The organism is Pseudomonas sp. B21-047 (assembly GCF_024748775.1).
GTDB lineage: Bacteria > Pseudomonadota > Gammaproteobacteria > Pseudomonadales > Pseudomonadaceae > Aquipseudomonas > Aquipseudomonas capeferrum.
This window is the reverse complement of record NZ_CP087169.1, coordinates 4,625,538-4,649,900: the sequence shown is the minus strand read 5'-3', so window position 1 is coordinate 4,649,900 and position 24,363 is coordinate 4,625,538. Positions and strand designations below refer to the sequence as shown.

Sequence of the window (24,363 nt, the reverse complement as noted above, 5' to 3'; positions counted from 1 at the left end):
GTGGCTGCTTAGTCGTTGAAATCGCGCCAGCCGCCCATTTCTTTCCAGCGGTTGACGATGCCGCAGAACAGCTCGGCCGTCTTCTCTGTGTCGTAACGCGCCGAATGCGCTTCACGCCCATCAAAGTCGATGTCGGCGCTCTGACAGGCCCGCGCCAGCACGGTCTGGCCATACGCCAGGCCGGCGAGGGTGGCGGTATCGAAGCTGGAAAACGGGTGGAAGGGGTTGCGCTTGAGGTCGTTGCGGTTGACCGCGGCGTTAAGGAAGCCCAAGTCGAAGCTGCTGTTGTGGCCGACCAGGATGGCCCGCTTGCAGCCGTTGGCCTTGAGCGCCTTGCGCACGCCTCGGAAGATATCGGTCAACGCGCTTTCTTCACTCACTGCCATGCGCAGCGGGTGGTCCAGCTTGATGCCGGTGAACTCCAGCGCTGCCGCCTCGATATTGGCCCCTTCGAACGGCTCAACCCGGTGGAAGTAGGTGTGTTCGGGGAACAGGAAGCCCTTCTCGTCCATGCCGATGGTGACGGCGGCGATTTCCAGCAGGGCATCGGTGGCGCTATTGAAGCCGCCGGTCTCGACATCCACCACCACCGGCAGGTAGCCACGGAAGCGCTCTGCCATCGGGTGGCGCGAGCCACCGCCGGCCTGGCTGTCCTGATCGTCTTCGTAGAGGTCTTCGCTCACGCGTTTTCCTCCAGCAGGCGCCAGCGCAGCTTCTCGCCAGCGCGCAGCGGTATCACCGTCTGCTCGCCGAACGGCAGGCTTTCTGGTGCGGTCCACTCTTCACGGACCAGGGTGATGGTGTCGGTGTTCGCCGGCAGGCCATAGAAGGCCGGGCCGTGCAGGCTGGCAAAGCCTTCCAGCTTGTCCAGCGCATTGCGCTGCTCGAACGCTTCGGCGTACATCTCGATGGCCGCATAAGCGGTGTAGCAACCGGCGCAACCGCAGGCGGCTTCCTTGGCGTGACGGGCGTGAGGGGCCGAGTCAGTGCCGAGGAAGAATTTCGGGTTGCCACTGGTGGCCGCGTCCAGCAGCGCCACCTGGTGGGTGTTGCGCTTGAGGATCGGCAGGCAGTAGAAGTGCGGGCGGATGCCGCCCACCAGCATGTGGTTGCGGTTGTACAACAGGTGCTGGGCGGTAATGGTCGCGCCGACGTTGGCCGGCGCTTCGCTGACGAACTGCGCGGCATCGCTGGTGGTGATGTGCTCGAACACCACCTTGAGCGTCGGGAAGCGTTCGACCACGCGACGCATGTGTTCGTCGATGAAGCGCTTTTCGCGATCGAAGACATCGATCTCGCTACGCGTCACTTCACCGTGCACCAACAGTGGCATGCCGACTTCGGCCAGCGCTTCGATGGCGGGGAAGATGTTGTCGATGCTGGTCACGCCTGAATCGGAGTTTGTCGTGGCGCCGGCCGGGTACAGCTTGGCGGCATACACGATACCGCTGGCCTTGGCCGCGCGGATGTCCTCGGGGCTGGTGCGGTCGGTGAGGTAAAGCACCATCAGCGGTTCGAAGCGGCTGCCGGCCGGACGCGCATTGAGGATGCGCTCACGGTAGGCACCGGCTTCGACGGCATTGCGCACCGGCGGTACGAGGTTGGGCATGATGATGGCACGGGCGAAGGTACGCGCCACATCACCAACGGTATGGGGCAGGACGGCACCATCGCGCAGATGGATGTGCCAGTCGTCGGGACGCAGGAGGGTCAGGCGATCGGACATTGGGGATTCCAGGCGGGTCGAACTCAAGGCCCAATGCTACCGGAAAACCCTGGCCCGAGCACGGCTATCAAGTTTTTCGGGCAGCGTCCGATACCCTGCAGGTAAGCCGTCAGAATTTGTGGAGCCGCCCGTGCGCCAGCGTTACCTAGCCATGTTCACCCTGTTCGCCAGCCTGCCGGCCGGTGCACTGACTTTCCAGACGCGCATGGAGAACATTGCCTGGCAAGTCGAGGGCGACCAGTTCGAGTGCCGTCTGATCCAGCCGATCGACGGTTTTGGCAGTGGCGAATTCGTGCGCCGGGCAGGTGAGCAGCCGGTGTTCCAACTGCGCTCGCACAGCAATGTGCTGGGGGCCGGGCCAGCCACATTGCTGGCAGCGGCGGCGCCCTGGCAGCCTGGGCGCGGTGACATCAACCTGGGCAGCGTGCGCATGGCGCGCACGGGCGTGCTGTTCAGCTCGTCCCAGGGTCAGGCCAGCCGCCTGATCAATGGTCTGCTCGATGGGCGCAGCACGGTGGTACGCAACTACACCGGCGAAGCGGGCCGGGCCATGGAAGTGCGGGTGTTGCCGGTCAGTTTCGCCAAGGCCTATGGCGACTACCAGGTGTGTGCCAGCAAGTTGCTGGCGATGAACTATGACCAGGTTCGCCAGACTCAGGTGGGTTTCCCTGGCGGTGGCATCGAACTTGACGATTCGGCCAAGGCACGGCTGGATGTGGTTCTTGACTATATCAAGGCCGACCCGACGGTTAATCACATCGAGCTCAACGGCCATTCCGACAACAGCGGCAACCGCCTGACCAACCGTGATTTGTCCCGGCGCAGGGCGATGACGGTGGCGGACTATTTCAAAGCCCATGGCGTGCCGGAGGCGCAGATCACCGTGCGCTTCCACGGCGAGCGGTATCCGCTGGCGAAGAACAACAGTGCTGCCAACCGGGCGCGCAATCGACGGGTGAATATCGAACTGGATCGGGTTGCAGTCGCTGAGATACCCGTCGAGAAGCCGGTGGAAAAACCTGTACAGCTGCCTGCTGCTGCCAGTCCGCCTATTGCCGCGCCGGCGTCCCCCGCACCGGGTGCGAAAGTGCCCTGAAAGTGAGATGGGCGGCGCGCCCCCTCACAGCCGTCCCATAGCGCCCGACAGACGTCGCGCCATCGACAATTACTGTCGCTTTGTCGTCAGAAGCTGTCGCCCCACTGTAAATTTTTCCATAACGCCGTTAGAATCGACCCCTTTCCGTACAACCCCGTGGAGTGATGGCATGGCGGACGTAAATAAGGTCGTACTGGCGTATTCCGGCGGCCTTGATACTTCGGTGATTCTCAAGTGGCTGCAGGATACCTACAACTGCGAAGTGGTGACCTTCACCGCTGACCTGGGTCAGGGCGAAGAGGTCGAGCCGGCCCGTGCCAAGGCACAGGCAATGGGTGTGAAAGAGATCTACATCGACGACCTGCGCGAAGAATTCGTGCGTGACTTCGTGTTCCCGATGTTCCGCGCCAACACCGTCTACGAAGGCGAGTACCTGCTGGGTACCTCCATCGCCCGTCCGCTGATCGCCAAGCGCCTGATCGAAATCGCCAACGAAACCGGTGCTGACGCCATTTCCCATGGTGCAACCGGTAAAGGCAATGACCAGGTTCGTTTCGAGCTGGGTGCCTATGCGCTCAAGCCGGGCGTCAAGGTCATCGCCCCTTGGCGTGAGTGGGACCTGCTGTCCCGCGAGAAGCTGATGGACTACGCCGAGAAGCATGGCATCCCGATCGAGCGTCACGGCAAGAAGAAGTCGCCGTACTCGATGGACGCCAACCTGCTGCACATCTCCTACGAAGGCGGTGTCCTGGAAGATACCTGGACCGAGCACGAGGAAGACATGTGGCGCTGGAGCGTCTCTCCGGAGAACGCCCCGGACCAGGCTACTTATATCGAGCTGACTTACCTCAACGGTGACATCGTCGCCATCGATGGTGTCGAGAAGTCCCCGGCCACCGTTCTGGCCGACCTGAACCGTATCGGTGGTGCCAACGGCATCGGCCGTCTGGACATCGTCGAGAACCGTTACGTCGGCATGAAGTCTCGTGGCTGCTACGAAACCCCTGGCGGCACCATCATGCTGCGCGCCCACCGTGCGATCGAGTCGATCACCCTGGACCGTGAAGTCGCTCACCTGAAAGATGAGCTGATGCCGAAGTATGCCAGCCTGATCTACACCGGTTACTGGTGGAGCCCGGAGCGTGTGATGCTGCAGCAGATGATCGACGCATCGCAGGTCAACGTGAATGGCGTGGTACGCCTGAAGCTGTACAAAGGCAATGTCACCGTGGTTGGCCGCAAGTCGGACGACTCGCTGTTCGATGCCAACATTGCGACCTTCGAGGAAGATGGCGGCGCCTACAACCAGGCGGACGCTGCCGGCTTCATCAAGCTCAATGCGCTGCGTATGCGCATTGCCGCCAACAAGGGCCGTTCGTTGCTCTGAGTACTGGCACGCATCGCACGAACCCCGGCTCAGGCCGGGGTTTTTTTTGTGTCGACATCCAGCGGGTCGTCATCCCCTGAGATTGGCGGCATCTTGCTCGAGGGTGCAGACCGACAGCCTTGCGCACTGGTTTTTCTCGAGATTACAGAAGCGCCAGCGGTGCGCGGGTTCAGGCGATTGCGCGAGGGCAAGGCGGACTTGCTGTTCCATCATGGGCTGGGCATCTGGGCCGGAGAAGATAACGGTAATAGGCTCGGATACTTCCGTGACCGTCGCGGTGGGGCTGTCGCTGGTTGTTTTGCTTGATACAGGATTATAAAACGACTTGTAATTGAAGTTTAACGTCAAAAAGAACAGCGCTGTAAGGAAAAACGGAAAGCCCACCAGGAACCATGTATAGAGGCTCTGGCTGGATTCGCTGAGGAACGGCAGTGTCGCAAGGGCGGATGCTTCGATAATCCCCGCGAAGATGGCAATGATCGTCAGCGGGGCGACAGGTTGTGCTTCGGGCATGAGGGCTGTCTCCTGCGGTTTTGTTCATCATTACCTTACGCGGGCGCTCAACTAAAGATTGGATTGTTTCCCGGTTGAGAATTGTCTTTGAATACCTGTTAAGCCTGGTTTTTTCAGCGCCTGTGAAGTGGAATAATCTGCACGCGAAGGTTTGTTTTCAGCTGGTCATGTTGATTGGAGCGATGGTAGGTTTTAATTGCGGATCATTAAGTTTCACGGTTGGCTCTGGACATGCTTTTGTAGGAAATTTCTGCAAGTGTTGTAAGTTTTCTCTATTCATGAGTTTCACTGGCAAATCGTTGCACCCTGAAGCGTTCTGTCGGTTATCGTGGCATGCCACAGCAAAAATCAATAATGAATGGATATCGCATGAATAAAGTCCTTATCGTGGATGATCATCCGGTTATACGTCTGGCCGTGCGCATGCTGATGGAGCGGCACGGGTACGACGTCGTTGCGGAAACCGATAACGGCGTGGCCGCCTTGCAACTGACGCGTGAACACCTACCGGATATCGTGGTGCTCGATATCGGTATTCCAAAACTCGATGGCCTTGAAGTCATCGCCCGCATGGCAGCCTTCAGCCCAGGCAGCAAAGTGTTGGTGCTGACCTCGCAGGTGCCTGGTAACTTCTCGATGCGCTGCATGCAGGCGGGGGCGGCGGGGTATGTGTGCAAACAACAGGAGTTGACCGAGCTGCTAAGCGCCATCAAGGCCGTGCTGTCAGGCTACAGCTACTTCCCCAACCAGGCCTTGCATGCGTCACGGGGCAGGGGCAGTGGTGGCAGCGAGACGGATATGGTCAACCGCCTCTCGGCCCGGGAAATGACCGTTTTACAGCAGCTGTCGCGCGGGCGATCCAACAAGGAAATTGCCGACAGCATGTTCCTCAGCAACAAGACCGTCAGCACTTACAAGTCACGCTTGCTGCTCAAGCTGAACGCCAGGTCGTTGGTAGACCTGATCGAACTGGCTCAGCGCCACGGGCTTAACTGACCGCCAGCATGCAAAGCCTCCCTGAGGGAGGCTTTGCAAAAAAAGCTACAGATCGTAGTCGAAATCGGCCAGTTGTTTCTGCAGGCGCCGCTCTTCCAGCAGGTTGTCGATCGTGCGGCGTTTGCTCAGGTTGGTCTTTGCAGTTTCTACCTGGGGCTCCGCTTCATCATCCACGGCAACAAAATCATCTTCGATTGACAGGTCGTCTTTATCGGCACTCATGAGTCGCTCCAAGCCAAGGGGCCATTGGCCGTCCTTATAACCAGAAAGCTGACGCTGGTAAAAAAGATTTTTTCAATCGTGCCGGGTGGTTTTTCGCTATCGGCTCAATCGTCAGACGTCTTCTGCTTGTATTCGCAGAGGTCTTCGATCCGACAGCTCCCGCACCTGGGCTTGCGTGCCTGGCATACGTAGCGCCCATGCAGGATGAGCCAGTGGTGGGCATCGAGCAGGTAGTCCTTGGGGACGAACTTGACCAGCTTCTTCTCGACCTCAAGCACCGTTTTGCCGGGTGCAATGCCGGTGCGATTACTGACCCTGAAAATGTGCGTGTCCACCGCCATGGTCGGCTGCCGGAACGCCGTGTTGAGCACCACGTTGGCAGTCTTGCGCCCAACGCCAGGCAGCGCTTCAAGGGCTTCCCGGGTTTCTGGCACCTGGCTGTCATGGCGCTCGATCAGCAGTCGGCAGGCCTCGATCACGTTCTTGGCTTTGCTGTTATAGAGCCCGATGGTCTTGATGTATGCGCTCAGCCCTTCGACGCCCAGGGCGTAGATCGCTTCTGGCGTATTGGCCACGGGGAACAGGCGAGCGGTGGCCTTGTTCACGCCTACGTCAGTGGATTGCGCTGAAAGCGTGACGGCGACGAGCAGTTCGAACGGTGTGGTATAGGCCAGTTCCGTTTTCGGGTCGGGGTTGTCTTCGTGCAGCCTGCGAAAGATCTCCAGGCGTTTTGCGGCATTCATGGAATCAGCGCTTTCCTTGACGACGTGGGTGGGCGGTGCCCGGACGCAGGTGATTGTACAAGGCCAACAGCAGTCCGAGCAGTAGCAGCGCGCCAGGGGCGAGGCTGGCAAGGTGCAGGCCCAGCCCTTCGGCTAGCCATTGGCGGCAGGCGCCGAGCAGCAGGCAGGCGGCCAGCAGGCCAGCCAGATTCAACAACAGTGAGCGCCAACGCCCTTCTTGTGGCAGCAGATAGTCTGCTACCAGGCACGGCAGGCACAGTAGCGCAGGGTACGGGCCCAGCAGCAGTGCTACCGGCAGCAGCCAGGCCCGCAGGGCCAATTGCAGGCAACTGGCCAGGGCCGCCAATAACAGCAGGCTTGCGAGCATGTGTGCGGCGCCCTTCAGGCGGTTGCGCAACGGCACCAGCACTACTTGATGCAGGCCGATCATCATCACCGCGCACGCACCTATGGCCGTGGCCAAGGGCAACGTTTGCGTGGCCCCTAGAAGGGGGGCAAGGCTGGCGGCCAGCAGGTAGTCCTTATTCATTGGCAGGGTCCCCAAGGAGGTCGTGGCGATGTTCATCGAAATAGACCAGGGCATCTTGCAATGCCTCGATAACTGCCCGCGAGGTCACTGTTGCGCCTGCGAGTTGGTCGAAATCGCCCTGGTCACGCTTCAATGCCCAGTGATCACTCAAGCGGCGATTGGCAAATTGCTTCAGCCAGTTCACTTGCGGGTCGGCAAGGCGACCACCGAGCCCGGGGCTTTCCTGCTGTTCGACCACCTGGCCACCGATCAGTCGCCCATCAGGGGCGATGGCGATGCTTAGCACCACTGGCCCGGCATAGCCTTGGGCCTGGGTCACCAGGACGATGGCCGCAGGCTTACCCGCCAGCGTAGCCCGGTAGGCCGCCACGATGCGACTGTGCGGGCGATGCGAGGCAGGCCGTGGCAGTGGGGTATCCAACGGCAGGTTGTCGTAACTGCCCTCCGGCAGGACGGCGAGCCTCTGACGGCTCTGCAGCTGCTTTTCGGCTTGGCTGACGGCGGGGAGGGTCCACTCGCGCCAGATCAGCGTGGTCGACAATGCCAGTACCGCAGTCACCAGCAGCAACCCTGCCGTGCGCACATGGGGGCTCACCGGGCAGCCTGCTGGCGGCGCAAGGCAAGCCGTTCAAGGCTGGGGACCGCAAGGTTCATCAGCAGAATGGCGAACGCCGTGCCGTCGGGGTAACTGCCCCAGGTGCGGATCAGGTAGATCAACAGGCCCACAGCAAAGCCGAACACCAGCTTGGCCCAATCGCTCCTGGGGCCGGAGACAGGCTCGGTGGCGATGAAAAAAGCGGCGAGCATGGTCGAGCCAGAAAACAGGTGCAGCAAGGGGGAGCCATTGGAGTCCGAGCCTGAGCCGTTCCAGGCCAGCAGGCTGAACAGCGACAACCCCGCCAGCAAACCTGCTGGCGCATGCCAGCTGAACACCTTGCGCTGCAAGAGAAACAGCCCACCCAGCAAAAACGCCAGGTTGGCCCATTCCGCGCCGCGCCCGCCGATATTGCCGAAGCCCGGGTGGGTGGCGAACAATTCATCAACGGTCAGGCTGCGGTTATGGCGCAGGCCATCGAGTAGGGTCGGCTGGGCCCAGGCATCGATGTGCTCGGCGCCGCCAAATACCTGCTGCAGGGTCTCGTACAAGCCAGCTGGCTGACCTGGCCAATGGTTCATCTGTGAGGGAAAGCTCAGCAACACGAAGGCATAGCCCAGCATGGCCGGGTTGAACAAGTTGCGGCCGACCCCGCCAAAGGCCTGTTTACCGATGCCGATAGCCGTGCCAGCGGCGATCATGGGCAGCCACCAAGGGGCCAGGGTGGGCAACGCCGCCGTCAGTAGCACGGCGGTCACCAGTGCACTGCCGTCGGTCAGTGCCAGGCTGACGGGCTCGCCACGCAGCTTCAATAGCAGTGCTTCACAGAGCAGCGCTGCACTGGCGCATAGCAGCAGGTTGCACAGCAGCCCCCAGCCCTGCTGCCACAGTAGTGTCAGCAAACCGGGGAGGCAGGCCAGTAGCACCAGGGTCATGCTCGTGCGCAGGCGGGGGTCGGGCTTCATTGCGCAAAGAGTCCGTTGAAGCCGGAAAACGCCATGGCCATCACTCCGGCGCCAAGCAGCTCTATGGGCAGGCCGCGCAGGGCGACAGGGATGTCGGCCTGGGCGCTGCGCTGGCGCAAGTCGGCGAAAAGAACCAGAGCAAGCCACAAACCTGCGCCTGCCAGCAGGCCTTTGGTCAGTGTTGCCGACCAGGCATTGCCGTCACCTGCCCCTTGCAGCGCCAGGCCCAGCACGCTGGCGTTGCACAGCAGCAGCGTGGGCAGGTCAGCCACCGGCCAAGCAGGGCGCAGCCTTGCCAGTGCCCAGGGGATGCCGAAGGCCAGAAGCGCCAGCCAGGGCAGCAACAGGAACAGGCTCAGTTCGTGGAGTTGCCAAGGGTCGAGCACCAGCCACCTCAGCAGGTGGGCGCCAATCAGCCCCAGCACGATGGCCAAGGCGCACGCCAGCCCGAGCACATGCAAGCGCAGCCGGGAAGTCGGCTGTTGCGCCAAGCACAGATGATTGACCAGCGTGGCGCTGACCAGAACCAGAATGTAGTCACTCATGAACTGACGATAGCCGGGAATCACAGCGATTGTCCGGCATTCAGCGGGGGATGGAACTGCCCCGGCACTGAGGCCGGGGCAGGGGGCTTACTTGATGCGCTGGCCTGGTTTGGCGCCGCTGTCGGGGCTGAGCAGGTAGATCTCTTCACCGCCAGGGCCGGCAGCCATGACCATGCCTTCGGACACGCCAAAGCGCATCTTGCGAGGCTTGAGGTTGGCTACCATCATGGTCAGGCGGCCTTCCAGCTTGGAGGGGTCGGGGTAGGCCGACTTGATACCGGAGAACACGTTGCGGCGTTCGTCACCGATGTCCAGTGTCAGTTGCAGCAACTTGTCGGCACCTGCGACGGCCTCGGCCTTGACGATCAGGGCCACGCGCAAGTCGACGGCGGCAAAGGTGTCGAACTCGATTTCCGCCGACAGCGGCTCCTTGGTCAGCTCGCCATTGCCGGCCGGGGCCTGGGCCTGGCCGGCAGCAGCCAGCAGGTCTTCCTTGCTTGCGGCGACCATGGCTTCGACCTTGGCCGGTTCGATGCGGCTCATCAGTGCCTTGAAGGCGTTCAGACGGTGGTTTTCCAGGCGCGACTGGTGGTCGTTCCAGGTCAGCGGCGCGACATTGAGGAAGGCCTCGGCGTCGGCAGCCAGTAACGGCAGTACCGGTTTGAGGAAGATCACCAACTGGCGGAACAGGTTTACGCCTTGAGCGCAGATGGCTTGCACCTCGTCCTGCTTGCCTTCCTGCTTGGCCAGCGACCAAGGGGCCTTGTCGGCGATCCAGGCGTTGGCGCGGTCGGCCAGGGCCATGATTTCGCGCATCGCACGGGCGAAGTCGCGGCTCTCGTAGGCCTCGGCAATGGACGGTGCGGCGGCCAGGAAGGCCTCGGTCAGCTCAGGTGCGGCATCGCCGGCCACCATCACACCTTCGTTGCCTTTGTGAATGAAGCCTGCGCAACGGCTGGCGATATTGACCACCTTGCCGACCAGGTCGGAGTTGACCTTCTGCACGAAGTCTTCCAGGTTCAGGTCCAGGTCATCCACGCCACGGCCCAGTTTGGCCGCGTAGTAGTAGCGCAGGTATTCCGGTTGCAGGTGGTCCAGGTAGGTGCGCGCCTTGATGAAGGTGCCGCGCGACTTGGACATCTTGGCGCCGTTGACGGTCAGGTAGCCGTGCACATTGACTGCGGTTGGCTTGCGGAAACCCGCGCCTTCGAGCATGGCTGGCCAGAACAATGCGTGGAAGTTGACGATGTCCTTGCCGATGAAGTGGTACAGCTCGGCAGTGGAGTCTTCTTTCCAGAACGCATCGAAGTCCAGCTCCGGGCGGCGCGCGCAGAGGTTCTTGAAGCTGGCCATGTAGCCGATTGGCGCATCCAGCCAGACGTAGAAGTATTTGCCCGGCTCGCCCGGGATCTCGAAGCCGAAGTACGGCGCATCGCGGGAGATGTCCCACTCCTGCAGGCCCGAGTCCAGCCATTCGGCGAGCTTGTTGGCGACGGCCTCCTGCAAGGTGCCGCTGCGGGTCCACTGCTGCAGCATCGCCTGGAAGTCCGGCAGCTTGAAGAAGAAGTGCTGGGAATCACGCAGCACCGGGGTGGCACCGGAGATGGCCGACTTGGGGTTCTTCAGCTCGGTGGGGGCGTAGGTGGCGCCGCACTTTTCGCAGTTGTCGCCGTACTGGTCTTCGGCCGCGCACTTGGGGCAGGTGCCCTTGATGAAGCGGTCGGCCAGGAACATGCCCTTTTCAGGGTCGAAATACTGGGTCACCGAACGGGTGGCAATGTGCCCGGCCTCACGCAGGCGCGTGTAGATCAGGCCGGACAGCTCGCGGTTCTCTTCGCTGTGGGTCGAGTGGAAGTTGTCGAAGTCCACCAGGAAATCGGCGAAGTCGCCGCTGTGCTCGGCCTGGACGTTGGCGATCAGCTGTTCGGGCGTGATGCCTTCCTTTTCGGCGCGCAGCATGATGGCCGAGCCGTGGGCGTCGTCGGCGCAGACGTAGATGCACTGGTTGCCGCGTAGCTTCTGGAAGCGGACCCACATGTCTGTCTGGATGTACTCGAGCATATGGCCAAGATGGATTGATCCATTGGCATAGGGCAAGGCGCTGGTGACGAGAATCTGACGTGGCTCGGACATGGTGGCTCGGCTACTTATCTGGCTACGGGGTAAAAATGAGGGTGATCGGCCACTATAAAGGGCTGGCGAAGATATTTCACCCCACAGTCGCACCTGCTGACGATTGACGGGTTAGGATAGGCGCCTGTTTTACATTCAGTTTGCCAATGGGAGTCTCCATGAGTGCCGTCACCCGTGCCGCCGTCGAAGGCGTGCTTCGCCAGTACACCGACCCCTATCTGAACCAGGATCCGGTCAGCGCCGGTTGTGTGCGCGCCGTCGATATCCAGGGCGGTCAGGTCAGTGTGCAGTTGCAACTGGGGTATGCCGCAGGGTTGTTCAAGAACGGCTGGGCCCAGGTACTGCAGACAGCAATCGGCAACCTTGACGGCGTCACCAGTGCCCAGGTGTCGATCGACTGCGCGGTCGCCGCGCACAAGGCCCAGGCCCAGGTGCCGGCCATGGCCAACGTCAAGAACATCATCGCCGTGGCCTCGGGCAAGGGTGGCGTCGGCAAGTCGACCACTGCTGCCAACCTGGCCCTGGCCCTGGCCCGTGAAGGCGCCCGGGTAGGTATTCTCGACGCGGATATCTATGGCCCAAGCCAGGGCGTGATGTTTGGCATCGCAGAAGGCACCCGGCCACAGATTCGCGAGCAGAAGTGGTTTGTGCCGATCAAGGCGCATGGTGTGGAAGTCATGTCCATGGCGTTTCTCACCGACGACAACACGCCGATGGTATGGCGTGGCCCGATGGTGTCCGGTGCGCTGCTGCAACTGGTGACCCAGACCGCCTGGGATGACCTCGACTACCTGGTGATCGACATGCCGCCGGGCACCGGTGACATTCAGCTGACCCTGGCGCAGAAAGTACCGGTGGCCGGCTCGGTGATCGTCACCACCCCGCAAGACCTGGCCCTGCTGGACGCCAAGAAGGGTGTGGAAATGTTCCGCAAGGTCAACATCCCGGTGCTGGGTGTGGTGGAGAACATGGCCGTGCACATCTGTTCGAACTGTGGCCATGCCGAGCACCTGTTCGGCGAAGGTGGCGGTGAAAAGCTGGCGGCCCAATACGGCGTCGACCTGCTGGCCTCGCTGCCGCTGTCGATGCTGATCCGTGAGCAGGCCGACAGCGGCAAGCCGACGGCGATTGCCGAGCCGGAAAGCCAGATCGCCATGGTCTATCAGGAGTTGGCCCGCCAGGTGGGCGCGCGCATCGTCCTGCAGGAAGCGGCGGCGCCGGCGATGCCGAGCATTACCATCAGCGAGGATTGATATCCTCGCCGCTGCAGCGGTCTCTGCAGGAGCGGCCCGGCAAGGCCGCTTCTACAGGGTATGCCATTGCAGGAGGCATAAAAAAACCCGCCAGAAGGCGGGTTTTTTGAAAGCTTGTAAGCTTAGATCGACTTAGGCGATCTGAACTTCTTCAGCCTGCATACCTTTCTGGCCGCGGGTAGCGACGAAGGTAACAGCCTGGCCTTCTTTCAGGGTCTTGAAGCCGTCAGCTTGGATGGCTTTGAAGTGTACGAAGAGGTCGTCACCCGACTGAGGGGTGATGAAGCCGTAGCCTTTCTCATCGTTGAACCACTTAACGGTACCGTTTTGGCGATTGGACATGTTTCTGTCTCCTTGGACAAAGTTGATTACGGTCAGGAAAAACCCTGCCCGGGACTGAGTGCAAAGAGAGCAGAAAATTCAGAGATGGGCCGATCAGATCGTGCATCAAACTAGAGATTCTCGGTGTCACGTGCAGCACAGTGGCGTCACCTTACCCCACTTTCTGCAACCTGCCAATGGCCAGAAGCCGCTTTACTGAAATTCAGATCGGCGGCGGCTGTAGGCCCCGCCCGGCGGGGATTATAGCCAGAATGCAGGATGGAACTTTGAAGCGAGCGCCGGGACCGGTAAGATGCGCCTCACGATTTTCACCTAGCAACTCTTCAGGACACCCCGCCATGAGCATCAAATCGGACAAGTGGATTCGCCGCATGGCGCAGGAACACGGCATGATCGAACCGTTCGTCGAGCGCCAGGTGCGCGGCGAGCACGACAGCCGGGTCATCTCCTTCGGCGTCTCCAGCTACGGCTACGACGTGCGCTGCGCCGACGAATTCAAGGTGTTCACCAACATCAATTCGGCCACCGTCGACCCGAAAAACTTCGACGCCGGCAGCTTCGTCGACGTCAAGAGCGACGTCTGCATCATCCCGCCAAACTCCTTCGCCCTGGCCCGCACTGTGGAGTACTTCCGCATTCCACGCAACGTGCTGACCATCTGCCTGGGCAAAAGCACTTACGCGCGCTGCGGCATCATCGTCAACGTCACCCCGCTCGAGCCGGAATGGGAAGGCCACGTGACCCTTGAGTTCTCCAACACCACCACCCTGCCGGCAAAAATTTATGCCAACGAAGGTGTGGCGCAGATGCTCTTCCTCGAATCCGACGAAGAGTGCGAAGTGTCGTACAAGGACCGCGGCGGCAAGTACCAGGGCCAGCGCGGCGTCACCTTGCCACGCACCTGAGCCGACGAGCGCGGGGAATTCCCCGTGTGTTTGGTACTCCAACGGGTAACTGCCGATGTGCATGACGCGTATCGGCGCCCGTCAGGAGCCGCCAATGAAACTCCATCCCGCAATCAGTGCCAAGCTGGCTGGCTTGCAGCCCAATCAGGTCGGGTTGTTGCCGTGGTCATTGCTGGCGCATCCGCTGCCGATGCAGGCGGGGGGCGTGCCTCACCAGCCAGGTCCCGATACCCCGCAACCATCGCAACCCGGTGAAACGCCCATGGAGCCAGGTGAACCGACCTTGCCCGATGAGCCGCCTCCCGCGCCGGTCGCCTAAGCCGCTGCTGCTATAGCGCCCATACCCGTTCAGCGCCGGTCAGAAACACTCGGCTGGTGCTATCGGGGTGGACGCGCCAGCCACCGGTGAACTCACCGAAGGCGGGTAGCAGGCTGACTTTGTCATCGATCAGAAAGCAAGGCAGGCGCAGTCGCTGCCTGGCTCGCCCCTGCAAGACGAACACAGGGTGAACATGCCCCGCCAGCACCGGGTACTGGGGGTGGGCGAGAGGCTCGTGCTGCAAGGCAAAAGGTGCCAACACCCACGGCTCTTCCACCACGTCGATGCCCAGTTCAGCCGGCGGGTCGCCCGCGTGGCGATCATGGTTGCCACGCACCAGCACGATCCGTAGCTCGGCATGCCGTTGGCGCCACGCCTGCAGCCTGGCCAGCGTCGCAGGTGCGCGGCCGGTGCGGGCATGCAGGAAATCGCCGAGCACGACCAGTAATTGGCAGTCATGGTTGGCCAGCAGGGTATTCAGGCGTGCCAAGGTGGCTTCGGTAGTACCGCGCGGCACGGGTTGATGAAGGGCGCGATAGCTGGCGGCCTTGCCGATATGCACATCGGCTACCAGCAGGACGCGGCGGGCAGGCCAGTACAGGGCTTTGTCCGGCAACAGCCAAAGCGTTTCTTCGCAGTGTTCGATGGCCAGGTAATCATTCATCGCGTGCCACTCGCTGCGTTCTCCAGGTCTGCCACCATTCGCGCAATGCGGTCAGCCAGCTTTTCAGTGCTCAAGGTTTCGCGCATGCCTTCCACCAGCAAGGCGAAGGCCAATGGGCCGGGGCGGCGCAACTCACGCAGGTCCAGCCGCAGTTGGCCCATCTTCAGCAACTCGCGCTGCAGCCGATCGATCTCCAGTTCTTCGCGCAGCACTTCGTCCCGGGCCTGGCCCAGCAGCAGATTGTCGGCATCGTGCTTGCGAAACACCTCGTAGAAAAGCCCGCTCGACGCCTGGATCTGCCGGGTGCTCTTTTGCGCTGCCGGGTAGCCGCCAAACACCAGCCCGGCGATCTGGGCGATCTCGCGAAAGCGCCGCAGCGCCATCTCGCCCGCGTTGAGGCTGGCCAATACGTCCTCCAGCAGATGCTCGGGCGATAGCGCAGTGGGCAAGTGCGCCGCCCAGTCCACGGCGCTCGGGCTGAGCAGTTCAAAGCCATAGTCACTGACGGCGATGGACACAGACAGTGGCTGTACCCGGCTGACCCGCCAGGCAATCAGGTTGGCCAGCCCCAGGTTGGCCATGCGCCCGGCGAACGGATAGAGAAACAGGTGCGAGCCCTGGCGTGATTTCAGGGTTTCTGCCAGCAGCGTGCCGGTGGTTGGCAGGGCCGACCAGCGCGCCTGCAGCTCCAGCAGGGGGCGTACGGCTCGCATTTCCGGGCCGTCGTAATGTTGGTGGGCGGCGGCATCGAGCTGTTCGACCAGGGCGTCGGCCAGTTCGCTGGACAGTGGCATGCGCCCGCCATTCCAGCGTGCCACGGCGGCTTTGCGCGAGGTGCTGCGACGTACGTAGGCGGTCATGTTTTCGACCCGCACCAACTCCAGCACCCGGCCGGCGAAGACCAGGCTGTCACCCGGACGCAGGCGGGCGATGAAGGCCTCTTCGACACTGCCCAGCGACTTGCCGCCACCGCCCTTGCTCCAGTACTTGAGCTGCAGGCTGGCGTCGCTGACGATGGTGCCGATGCCCATGCGGTGCCGGCGTGCCAGGCGCTCGCTGGCAACCCGCCAGACGCCGTCGGCCTGGGCCTCGACACGCTGGTAGTCCGGGTAGGCGCTGAGCGAGTTGCCGCCGTGGCAGACGAAGTCCAGCGCCCACTGCCACTGGCTGTCGCGCAACGTGCGAAAGGCCCAGGTGCTGCGCACTTCGGCAAGCAACTGATCGGGCCGAAAGCCGCTGCCCAGGGCCATGCTGACCAGGTGTTGCACCAGCACATCCATGCACAGGCGTGGCGAACTTCTGGCCTCGATCTGCCCGGCAAGCAGCGCCTTTCGGGCCGCCGCCGCCTCCACCAGCTCCAGGCTGTGGGTGGGCACCAGGGTCACCCGCGAGGGGCGCCCGGGTGCATGCCCGGAGCGCCCGGCACGCTGCATCAGGCGGGCGATACCTTTGGCCGAGCCGATCTGCAACACCCGCTCCACAGGCAAGAAGTCCACGCCCAGGTCCAGGCTGGAGGTGCAGATGACCGCTTTCAGCGTGCCTTGCTTCAGGTTGCGTTCGACCCAGTCGCGGGTATCGCGGGCCAGTGAGGCATGGTGCAGGGCGATCAGGCCGGCCCAGTCTGGGCGTGCATCGAGCAATGCCTGGTACCAGAGTTCGGCCTGGGCGCGGGTATTGGTGAAGACCAGGCTGCTGGCGCTATTGTCGATTTGCGTGCTGACCTGGTCGAGCATCTTCAGGCCCATGTGCCCTGCCCAGGGGAAACGCTCGATCTCTGGCGGCAGCAGGGTGTCGACTTGCAGGTGTTTGTCCTGTCGGCCTTGCACCAGCAACCCTTCGTGAGGCAACAGCACTTCAAGCGCGTGTTGCAGGTTGCCGAGGGTCGCCGAAAGCCCCCAGGTCAGCAACTGCGGGTGCCAGTGGCGCAGGCGCGCCAAGGCCAGCTGCAATTGCACGCCACGCTTGTTGCCGAGCAGCTCATGCCACTCGTCCACCACCACCAGGCGCAGGCCAGCGAAGTCCTCGCGGGCCTGCGCCCGGGTCAGCAGCAAGGTCAGGCTTTCGGGTGTGGTGATCAATACGCTGGGCAGGCGTCTTGCCTGCCGCGCACGCTCTGCGCTGCGGGTATCGCCACTGCGGACTGCAACGCTCCAGTTCAGCCCCAGTTCATCGAGCGGTGCTTGCAAGGCGCGCGCGGTATCGGCGGCCAAGGCGCGCATGGGCGTGACCCAAAGCACCTGCAAGGGGGCCGGCTGGCGGCCAGAGATGCCGGCGGCGAACGCGCGAAGCGCTGCCAGCCAGACCGCGTAGGTTTTACCGGCGCCGGTACTGGCGTGCAACAGCCCGGATTCACCGCGCTCGACGGCTGCCCAGACACGCCGCTGGAAGGCGAACGGCTTCCAGCCGCGCTGGGCGAACCAGGCATTGGCGAGGTCGGTGGAGGCGGGCATGGGGGCAGGCGATCCTTCGAAGGTTGTGCTTCTACTGACCGCTTGCCCGGCCGATTGGTTTTACCGGATCAGTTACCCAGTAGGTAGCCGCTGCGGCACACCTGCTCGCCGGCCACATGGGCGATGACCATGCCCGCCGTCGCCATGCGCCGCACGCTGCGGGCGTACAGCAGGCCGGGTTGGCTGTTGCGCACGGCGGTTACCCGGTCGTTGAGCGGGTCGATGACTTCGGCGATCAACTGGTCGGCTTGCAGGTGCTGGCCTGGGCGGGCGTGGTACACCAGCAAGCCGCCCAGCGGCGCAGATATCGGTTCCACGGCGGCTAACGGCGTGGCCGGGCGGGGCAGCGGTGGAAGGGGCGCGTGGGCCCCTTCGATGACACCGGCATGGGTCAGGAAGTCGAGTATCGCCTGGCAGTCCTTGCTGGCCAGTTCGTGGCTCACATCCGCCTGCCCACGCAACTCGACGGTCACCGCACAGCAGCCCAGGGGGATCGGGAAACGCTTGCCGAAGCGTTGCTGCAACTGCCACCAGACCAGGCTGAAACATTCATCGAACGATTGCCCGCCGGAGTCGGTGGCCAGCAAGCTGGCCTGGGCCCCCAGGTAACGGGCCAGTGGCTCGATCTGAGGCCAGGCTTCGGGGGTGGTGTACAGGTGCTCGACGGCCTCGAAGTCGCAGTGCAGGTCCAGTATCAGGTCGGCGTCACAGGCCAGGCGCTGCAGGATCAGGCGCTGGGCCTGGAGGGGCGTGCGGGCGGGGTATGCGTCCAGCCCGCGGCGCAGGTATTCACGGATCAGGGCAATGTTGTGGGCCGGGTCCTGAGTCAGGTGCTGTTCGATTTGATCACCGATGCTGTCTGACAGGTCGACGAAATTGCGATTGAAGTTCTCGCCGCTTTGCAGTTCGAAGCGCCCCAGCGGTGCGTCCAGCAGTACCTGTTCCAGGCCTACCGGGTTAGCCACCGGTACCAGGATGATTTCCCGTTGCAGGCGGCCCTGCTGCTCCAACTCGGCCAGCCGCCGCTTGAGGTGCCACGCCACCAGCATGCCGGGCAGTTCGTCGGCATGCAGCGAGGCCTGGATGTACACCTTGCCGCCACCGCGTGGGCCAAAGTGGAAGCTGTGCAGTTGGCGTGAGATGCCCGGTACGGGGGCAAGCAGGTCGTGGGTCGAATGGTGCATGGGGGTCCTGGCTACGTGGCGAAAACGGTCTGCGACACGGGTCGGCACAAAGATAGAAGCATAGTTTGCCACTCTGTGCCTCTTCAGATCAGCAATGCCTGCAGGGTGGCCAGGTCGTCGGCTTCTTCCACCGGTTTGTCAAGGCGCCAGCGCAGCATGCGCGGAAAGCGCACGGCGATGCCGCTTTTGTGGCGGCTGGACAGGGCAATGCCCTCGAAGCCCAGTTCGAAGACCAGCGTCGGGGTCACACTGCGCACCGGGCCGAACGTGTCAACGGTGGTCTTGCGGATGATCGCGTCGACCTTGCGCATCTCTTCATCGCTCAGCCCGGAATAGGCCTTGGCGAAGGGAACCAAAGCCCGCTCAGGGCTGCCCGGGGGCGCGTTCCACACGGCAAACGTGTAGTCGCTGTAGAGGCTGGCGCGGCGGCCATGGCCGCGTTGGGCGTAAATCAATACGGCATCGACGCTGAACGGGTCGATCTTCCATTTCCACCAGGTGCCCATGTCCTTGGTGCGGCCTACGCCATACAGGGCCTCACGCTGCTTGAGCATCAGGCCTTCCACGCCCAGGCTGCGCGACTGCTCACGCTGCTCGGCGAGGTCGGCCCAGCTCAGCCCTTCGAGTAACGGCGAGAGCAGCACCGGCGCCAGTGGGTATTCTGCCACCAGGCGCTCCAGTTGCCGCCGACGCGCGTGCTGCGCGCGGTTGCGCCAATCCTCGCCCTGCCATTCCAGCAGGTCGTAGGCCTGCAGCACCACGGGGGCATCGGCCAACAGCTTCTTGCCCAAGGTCTTGCGGCCCAGGCGCTGTTGCAGCAGGGCGAAGGGCTGCACGGCCAGCGCACCGCGGGTGGCGCCAGGCTTCCAGACCAGAATCTCGCCATCGAGCACAACGCCATCCGGCAAGGTTTGCGCCAAGCTGTGCAGCTCGGGGAAGCGATCGGTGACCAGTTCTTCGCCGCGTGACCAGACCCACAGCTGGCCGTCACGCTTGACCACCTGGGCGCGGATGCCGTCCCACTTCCATTCGACCTGCCAATCGCTCGGCGGCCCGAGCAGCGCATCGAAATGCTCGGTTGGCGCTTGCAACGCATGCGCCAGGAAGAATGGATACGGCTGGCCGCCGCGCTGGCTGTGCTCATCGGCCGACTCGGCGGCCACCAAACGGTGGTAATCGGCGGCGCTGGGGCGGTGGCCGATGTCGGTGTAGCCGACCAGGCGTTGGGCCACGCGCTTGGCGTCGAGGCCTGCCAGCTGAGCCAGGGCGCGGGTGACCAGCAGCTTGGACACACCAACGCGAAAGCTGCCGGTGATCAGCTTCAGGCACAGCATCAGGCTGGGCCGGTCGAGCTGTGCCCAGAGCGGTGGCAGGCGCTGGCGGACCTCTTCGGCCGGCAACCCGCGAAGGGGCAGCAGGTGAGCCTCGACCCAGTAGGCCAAGCCATCGTCGCTGCCCTGGCTGTTCTGAGGCAGCAGCAACGAAATGGTCTCGGCAAGGTCGCCCACGGCTTGGTAACTTTCTTCGAACAGCCAGTCGGGCAGTGCTGCCAGGGCAGTGGCCAGTTCACGCAGCACACGGGTGGGCACCAGTTGCCGGGGGCGGCCACCGGCGAGGAAGTAAACGGCCCAGGCCGCATCGTCGGCAGGGGCCTGGGCAAAGTAATCGCGCAACGCTTCGAGCTTGGCGTTGCTGGAGGTGGTCGCGTCCAGGCGCAGGTACAGCGCGGCAAAGGCCTTCATGCCTCGGCACCGGCGGGTGTCGACTCGTCTTCATCGCCGTATTCGGTGGCGAAGGCACGGGCATCCAGGCCCTGCTCGTTGAGATAGCGCACCAGGACGTTGACCGAACCATGGGTGACCATCACCCGCTGTGCACCGGTCTGGCCGATGGCCCACAGCAGCCCTGGCCAGTCAGCATGGTCCGACAGCACGAAGCCGCGGTCGACGCCACGTCGGCGGCGTGTACCGCGCAACAGCATCCAGCCGCTGGCGAAGGCATCGCTGTAGTCGCCGAAGCGGCGCATCCAGCTGCTGCCGCCGGCTGACGGTGGGGCCAGGACCAAGGCCTGGCGCAGCAACGGGTCGTTGCGTGGGATATCGCCGGCATAGCGGGTTTCTGGCAAGTACACGCCTGCCTCTCGGTACACCCGGTTCAGCGGCTCGACCGCACCGTGCACCAGAATTGGCCCGATACTCGCGTCCAGCCCATGAAGGATGCGCTGCGCCTTGCCGAAGGCGTAGCAGAACAGCACGCTGGCTTTGCCCTGATCGCGGTTGGCCCGCCACCAGGCATTGATGCCGGCAAAGACCTCGGCCTGGCTGGGCCAGCGATAGATCGGCAGGCCGAAGGTCGACTCGGTGATGAAGGTGTGGCACGCCACAGGCTCGAAGGCTGCGCAGGTGCCGTCGGGTTCGACTTTGTAGTCGCCCGAAGCGACCCAGACTTGGCCCTGGTGTTCCAGGCGCACTTGCGCCGAACCCAGTACGTGACCCGCCGGGTGCAGGCTCAGGGTAACCCCGTGGTGGCGGATGCGCTCGCCGTAGGCCAGGGTCTGCAGGTCGATAGACTGGCCCAGGCGACTGCGCAAGATACCTTCGCCAGAGGCGGCAGTGAGGTAGTGGCGATTACCGGTACGCGCGTGATCACCGTGGCCATGGGTGATGATGGCACGGTCCACCGGCCGCCAGGGGTCGATGTAGAAATCACCGGGCGGGCAGTACAGGCCTTCGGGGCGGGCGATTACGAGGTCCATGGCACGGCGGCTGGCAAAGGGCTTGCTAAGTCAGAGCGTGGCAGGTATCGGGAAGTTCGAAATTGAACGGGCAGCCCTGGAGCAGGGCTGCCTGGGGGCATCAGGAAATCGCTATCTTCCAACCGGACAACTGAGCTTCGGAAACGCTGATTTTTGCAGCGCGCGCAATGTTGAGGCGCTTGCCATCGTGCATGAGGTAGGGGGAGGTGTGGAAGTGGTCCCACACAGTTTCGGCGTCTTCGGGCAGCAGGTCTTCGGTATTGTAGGTGAACGCGATGGTGGCTGGCGAAGTGGTGGCCGGGGCAGCGACATCTTCATCGCAGATCAACCGGTAGCTGGCTGCCTCGGTGCCGACCCAGATTTGGGCGTTCACGGTAGCGCCAGCCGGGACGTCAAGCGTTTCTGGCCAGGAAATTTCTATGTTCAGTGTTTCAGTAGTCATGGTGGCATCCTCATTGGAAATGGCCGCACTCGATAGGAACTACCCAGTGCGGTGCCGAGGATGCTAAGAGCCCGACGCGCTGTTGATCAGAGGGAAACTGGCCTCTAGCGGCCAGGTACCAGGGTCAGCCGCGGGTTGCCATAGGCCCGCGCAAAGTTCTGCGGTTGCAGCGGCAGGCTCATGAAACGGCCCTTGAACCAGGCGTCCAGCCCATCGCCGTAGTGTTGGCTGGCCGGGTTGCCGGACTGGCCGCTGCTAGTCAGTACCTGCAAGGGTTCGGCCTGGCCGAAGTCGACGACCATGCGTGCCGAGGCCGGCAGGTGCGTGTCGAAGTCATTGCCCCAGGCGTAGGGTGTCAGTGCCAGGGTACTGAAATCGCCACCGGCAGCCAGCGGTGAGCGGCTGACAGTGTCCCCCAGGCCGTGATAGGCCGGTGCTGGCCAGCGGTACTGGTGCAGTTTGCCCCATTGCCAGGCGCGGCGGTCGGCGCCGAGTTGCGCAGTGCCTGCATCCACCGCAGCGGCCAGGCTGCGGGCGAGAATTGCCGGCTTGTCTTCCTTCTGCGGTGTGCTGCGGTCATCCCAGAACGGGCTGTCCTCGCGGCCCAGCAGGTGGTCGGCCTGGGCCGAGTAGGACAAACGGGCATTGCTGACGAACGCCTGCCAGGCAGGGCTGGACACCGGCCCGAGGTCGTCGAGGAAGGTTTCGCGGGCGAACGCCTGGAGGAACAATTCGTACAGTGCGGCATCCGCCGACACCGGGCTCAGGCGGCCATCGAACGCCTTGAGCCTGGCCAGGGCGTCGCGGGCTTTGTCGCGCTCAGCGGGCGACAGTGCGTCGATCGCCTGCTTGAGCGGCTGGGCCATGCCCGGGGCGTCGAACATCTGCTTGAGCTTGTCGGCCAGCAGGGTGACTTGGTCGTTCTGCAGGGCCATCAGGCTGCGGCTGTCGTGGCGGCCGTTAGCGGCCAACTGGGCCAGGCGCTCGGCGCGTTCGGGGTAGTACCAGGTGTTGGACAACTGCATGCCGTAGCCGCGCGGCAGGCTGCGCTGGTTGGCGTGGCCGATCCAGCCGGCGGGCGGGTCCTGGTCGTAAGGGTGCAGCATCGGGTCTGCGTAACCGTCCCAGTCGTAGCGCCCGTCCCAACCGGGCGAGGGTAGCAGGCCCTGGCCTTCGCGGCGGTTGGGGTAGCGCCCACTGACCTGCCAGCCGATGTGATTAGGCTCGGCGAAGACGAAATTGAGCGCCGCTGCAGCGACTTCACGGGTGCTGTCGAAGGCGCGTTCGACCGTTTTGGCACGCGTCAGGTCAAACAGCGCGTCGAGGCTACGGTCGCCCTTCAATTGCGGCAGGGCCAGGGCCAGGCCCAGGCTTGCGTTACCCGGCTGGGCGAGCAGGGTGCCGTGGCGTGTGTCGTACATCACCTCGCGCAGAGGGCGTTGGCCGCGCACGAAGAAGGTTTCGCTGCGCGCCCGGGCCGGCTGCCACTTGCCGTCGGCCAGGTAGCTAAGCTGGTTGCCTTGGCGGCGCAGTTGTTCCAGGTACAGGTCCTGGTTGTCGGCCATCACGGCACTGCTGCTCCAGGCGACTTTGCCGTTGAAGCCGGCCAGCACGATCGGCAGGCCTGGCAGTGACAGGCCGGCGACCTGGTACTTGCTGGTGTGGATCTGCACCGGGCTCAAGGCCCAGGCCGCTTGGCTGTCGCTGGCCAGCAGGCTCTTGCCGCTGCGGCTGCGCTGGGCTGCCAAGGCCAGGTTGGCCGAGCCGGGGCTGCCTAGCAGGTCGAGGTCGGCGAGTTTCTGGCTGGCCGCCGCCAGAGCCGGCAAACCGGGTAGCTGGCGGGCCAGGTTCAGGCCCTTGAGCTTGTCCACTTCGGCGTCGGCCAAGGGCTCGTCCGGAGCGCCGGGCAGCAGCCAGGCCAGCTTGTCGCTGCCGACCTTCTGCGCCAAGGTCAGGGCGCTGAGTTCCTCTTGCAGGTTCACCGACTGGCTGAAGGCGTACAGGCTGAAGATCAGCGCCGAGTCTTCCGGCTTCCAGTACTCGGGGCGATGGCCGCTGTTGGCCAGGCCGGCGGGCAGTTTGTCGCGGTAGCGGAACAGGTAGGCGTTGACCCCGCGGGCGTAGACCTCGAAGAAGCGCTTGAGCCGTGGCGACGCGTCGGCGTATTGCTGGGCGGCGCTTTGCTTGAGGTTGGCGGCCCGCATCAGGCGGTCGATGTCCAGTGCTTCGCTGCCGGCCAGTTCGGCAAGGCGGCCCTGGGCGAGCAGGCGCATGGCGACCATCTGCTCGATGCGATCGCCGGCATGTACATACCCCAGGCTGAACAGGGCGTCATGGAAGTTGCCGCTCTCGATCAGCGGAGCGCCCATGGCATTGCGCCGTACCGAGACGTTTTGCGCCAGGCCCTTGAGGGGTTGCACGCCGGTGGTCGGTGGCACGCTGCCCTGATAGCCGCCCATCTGGCAACCGGCGAGTCCGAGCGTGCCGAGCAGCGTGGCAGCGGTCGTGAACCGCAGGCGGAAGGGAGGAAAGGCGGGGGCGGCCATGACAAGGGCTCCTGCAAGGCGTGGCGGGGGTTTGGAAGGCGCTAAGGTAGTGA

24 protein-coding genes are annotated in these 24,363 nt (G+C 63.3%); 6 read left to right on the top strand and 18 right to left on the bottom strand.

Annotated elements, in window-relative coordinates; all coding sequences use genetic code 11:
- Nucleotides 1-8 precede the first annotated feature (8 nt).
- Both rnt and pyrC read right to left on the bottom strand, forming a co-directional pair.
- Entirely contained in the window at nt 9-620 is a 612-nt protein-coding gene (gene rnt / locus LOY26_RS21030) for a ribonuclease T (RefSeq protein WP_371097688.1), read from the bottom strand.
- Between the two features lie 59 nt (nt 621-679).
- A complete protein-coding gene (gene pyrC / locus LOY26_RS21025) occupies nt 680-1,726 on the bottom strand; it encodes a dihydroorotase (RefSeq protein ID WP_033702667.1) in 1,047 nt (348 codons plus the stop codon).
- A gap of 130 nt (nt 1,727-1,856) precedes the next feature.
- Here pyrC and LOY26_RS21020 point away from each other — a divergent pair, with 130 nt between their 5' ends.
- Together LOY26_RS21020 and LOY26_RS21015 are read left to right on the top strand one after the other, a co-directional pair.
- Complete coding sequence (locus LOY26_RS21020; protein ID WP_258714061.1) at nt 1,857-2,822, top strand: OmpA family protein; 966 nt, start codon at nt 1,857-1,859, stop codon at nt 2,820-2,822.
- A 169-nt stretch (nt 2,823-2,991) separates the two neighbouring features.
- A complete protein-coding gene (locus LOY26_RS21015; RefSeq protein ID WP_033702665.1) occupies nt 2,992-4,209 on the top strand; it encodes an argininosuccinate synthase in 1,218 nt (405 codons plus the stop codon).
- A gap of 69 nt (nt 4,210-4,278) precedes the next feature.
- On the opposite strand, the gene LOY26_RS21010 is transcribed toward LOY26_RS21015, so the two are convergent.
- Nucleotides 4,279-4,722, bottom strand: a complete 444-nt coding sequence (locus LOY26_RS21010; protein WP_186656777.1) for a hypothetical protein — start codon at nt 4,720-4,722, stop codon at nt 4,279-4,281.
- Nucleotides 4,723-5,091: 369 nt separating this feature from the next.
- On the opposite strand from LOY26_RS21010, the gene LOY26_RS21005 reads away from it, so the two are divergent.
- Nucleotides 5,092-5,718: a response regulator transcription factor gene (locus LOY26_RS21005; protein WP_033702663.1), complete on the top strand. Its 627-nt coding sequence runs from the start codon at nt 5,092-5,094 to the stop codon at nt 5,716-5,718.
- Between the two features lie 45 nt (nt 5,719-5,763).
- Here LOY26_RS21005 and LOY26_RS21000 read toward each other — a convergent pair whose 3' ends face one another.
- The 7 genes from LOY26_RS21000 to metG form a co-directional block, all read right to left on the bottom strand.
- Nucleotides 5,764-5,940: a PA3496 family putative envelope integrity protein gene (locus tag LOY26_RS21000; RefSeq protein WP_033702662.1), complete on the bottom strand. Its 177-nt coding sequence runs from the start codon at nt 5,938-5,940 to the stop codon at nt 5,764-5,766.
- Nucleotides 5,941-6,044: 104 nt separating this feature from the next.
- Complete coding sequence (gene nth / locus LOY26_RS20995) at nt 6,045-6,683, bottom strand: endonuclease III (RefSeq protein ID WP_033702661.1); 639 nt, start codon at nt 6,681-6,683, stop codon at nt 6,045-6,047.
- A 4-nt stretch (nt 6,684-6,687) separates the two neighbouring features.
- Entirely contained in the window at nt 6,688-7,212 is a 525-nt protein-coding gene (locus LOY26_RS20990; protein WP_258714060.1) for an Rnf-Nqr domain containing protein, read from the bottom strand.
- Nucleotides 7,205-7,807 carry an RnfABCDGE type electron transport complex subunit G gene (locus LOY26_RS20985; RefSeq protein ID WP_258714059.1) on the bottom strand — a complete coding sequence of 201 codons (603 nt, stop codon included), beginning with the start codon at nt 7,805-7,807 and terminating at the stop codon, nt 7,205-7,207. Before LOY26_RS20985 ends, LOY26_RS20990 begins: the two co-directional genes overlap by 8 nt.
- Nucleotides 7,804-8,772: an RnfABCDGE type electron transport complex subunit D gene (locus LOY26_RS20980; RefSeq protein ID WP_258714058.1), complete on the bottom strand. Its 969-nt coding sequence runs from the start codon at nt 8,770-8,772 to the stop codon at nt 7,804-7,806. Before LOY26_RS20980 ends, LOY26_RS20985 begins: the two co-directional genes overlap by 4 nt.
- Nucleotides 8,769-9,317 carry an Rnf-Nqr domain containing protein gene (locus LOY26_RS20975; protein WP_033702989.1) on the bottom strand — a complete coding sequence of 183 codons (549 nt, stop codon included), beginning with the start codon at nt 9,315-9,317 and terminating at the stop codon, nt 8,769-8,771. Before LOY26_RS20975 ends, LOY26_RS20980 begins: the two co-directional genes overlap by 4 nt.
- An 87-nt stretch (nt 9,318-9,404) precedes the next feature.
- Nucleotides 9,405-11,450, bottom strand: coding sequence for a methionine--tRNA ligase (gene metG / locus LOY26_RS20970; RefSeq protein WP_186656809.1), 2,046 nt, complete (start codon nt 11,448-11,450; stop codon nt 9,405-9,407).
- Between the two features lie 158 nt (nt 11,451-11,608).
- Between metG and apbC the strand changes: the two genes are divergently transcribed.
- Nucleotides 11,609-12,703 carry an iron-sulfur cluster carrier protein ApbC gene (gene apbC, locus LOY26_RS20965; RefSeq protein WP_186656823.1) on the top strand — a complete coding sequence of 365 codons (1,095 nt, stop codon included), beginning with the start codon at nt 11,609-11,611 and terminating at the stop codon, nt 12,701-12,703.
- 132 nt (nt 12,704-12,835) lie between these two features.
- Here apbC and LOY26_RS20960 read toward each other — a convergent pair whose 3' ends face one another.
- Entirely contained in the window at nt 12,836-13,045 is a 210-nt protein-coding gene (locus LOY26_RS20960) for a cold-shock protein (protein ID WP_012273869.1), read from the bottom strand.
- A 338-nt stretch (nt 13,046-13,383) separates the two neighbouring features.
- On the opposite strand from LOY26_RS20960, the gene dcd reads away from it, so the two are divergent.
- Nucleotides 13,384-13,950 (top strand): dCTP deaminase, encoded by a 567-nt coding sequence (gene dcd / locus LOY26_RS20955; RefSeq protein ID WP_012313046.1) that lies wholly within the window; start codon nt 13,384-13,386, stop codon nt 13,948-13,950.
- A gap of 94 nt (nt 13,951-14,044) precedes the next feature.
- The gene (locus LOY26_RS20950) at nt 14,045-14,269 is read left to right on the top strand and encodes a hypothetical protein (RefSeq protein WP_033702655.1); all 225 of its coding nucleotides are present in this window, start codon (nt 14,045-14,047) and stop codon (nt 14,267-14,269) included.
- Between the two features lie 10 nt (nt 14,270-14,279).
- Here LOY26_RS20950 and pdeM read toward each other — a convergent pair whose 3' ends face one another.
- The 7 genes from pdeM to LOY26_RS20915 all read right to left on the bottom strand — a co-directional run bounded on the left by pdeM (nt 14,280) and on the right by LOY26_RS20915 (nt 24,310).
- Nucleotides 14,280-14,933, bottom strand: coding sequence for a ligase-associated DNA damage response endonuclease PdeM (pdeM, locus tag LOY26_RS20945; protein WP_186663449.1), 654 nt, complete (start codon nt 14,931-14,933; stop codon nt 14,280-14,282).
- Complete coding sequence (locus LOY26_RS20940; RefSeq protein WP_258714057.1) at nt 14,930-17,383, bottom strand: ligase-associated DNA damage response DEXH box helicase; 2,454 nt, start codon at nt 17,381-17,383, stop codon at nt 14,930-14,932. The genes pdeM and LOY26_RS20940 overlap by 4 nt, the downstream gene beginning before the upstream one ends.
- A gap of 68 nt (nt 17,384-17,451) precedes the next feature.
- The gene (locus tag LOY26_RS20935) at nt 17,452-18,567 is read right to left on the bottom strand and encodes a succinylglutamate desuccinylase/aspartoacylase family protein (RefSeq protein WP_186656840.1); all 1,116 of its coding nucleotides are present in this window, start codon (nt 18,565-18,567) and stop codon (nt 17,452-17,454) included.
- Between the two features lie 83 nt (nt 18,568-18,650).
- Entirely contained in the window at nt 18,651-20,309 is a 1,659-nt protein-coding gene (locus LOY26_RS20930) for an ATP-dependent DNA ligase (RefSeq protein WP_186663451.1), read from the bottom strand.
- Nucleotides 20,306-21,322 (bottom strand): ligase-associated DNA damage response exonuclease, encoded by a 1,017-nt coding sequence (locus LOY26_RS20925; RefSeq protein WP_156311283.1) that lies wholly within the window; start codon nt 21,320-21,322, stop codon nt 20,306-20,308. The genes LOY26_RS20930 and LOY26_RS20925 overlap by 4 nt, the downstream gene beginning before the upstream one ends.
- 100 nt (nt 21,323-21,422) lie before the next feature.
- A complete protein-coding gene (locus LOY26_RS20920; protein ID WP_186663452.1) occupies nt 21,423-21,764 on the bottom strand; it encodes a hypothetical protein in 342 nt (113 codons plus the stop codon).
- Between the two features lie 104 nt (nt 21,765-21,868).
- Complete coding sequence (locus tag LOY26_RS20915; RefSeq protein ID WP_186663453.1) at nt 21,869-24,310, bottom strand: penicillin acylase family protein; 2,442 nt, start codon at nt 24,308-24,310, stop codon at nt 21,869-21,871.
- Between the last annotated feature and the right edge of the window lie 53 nt (nt 24,311-24,363).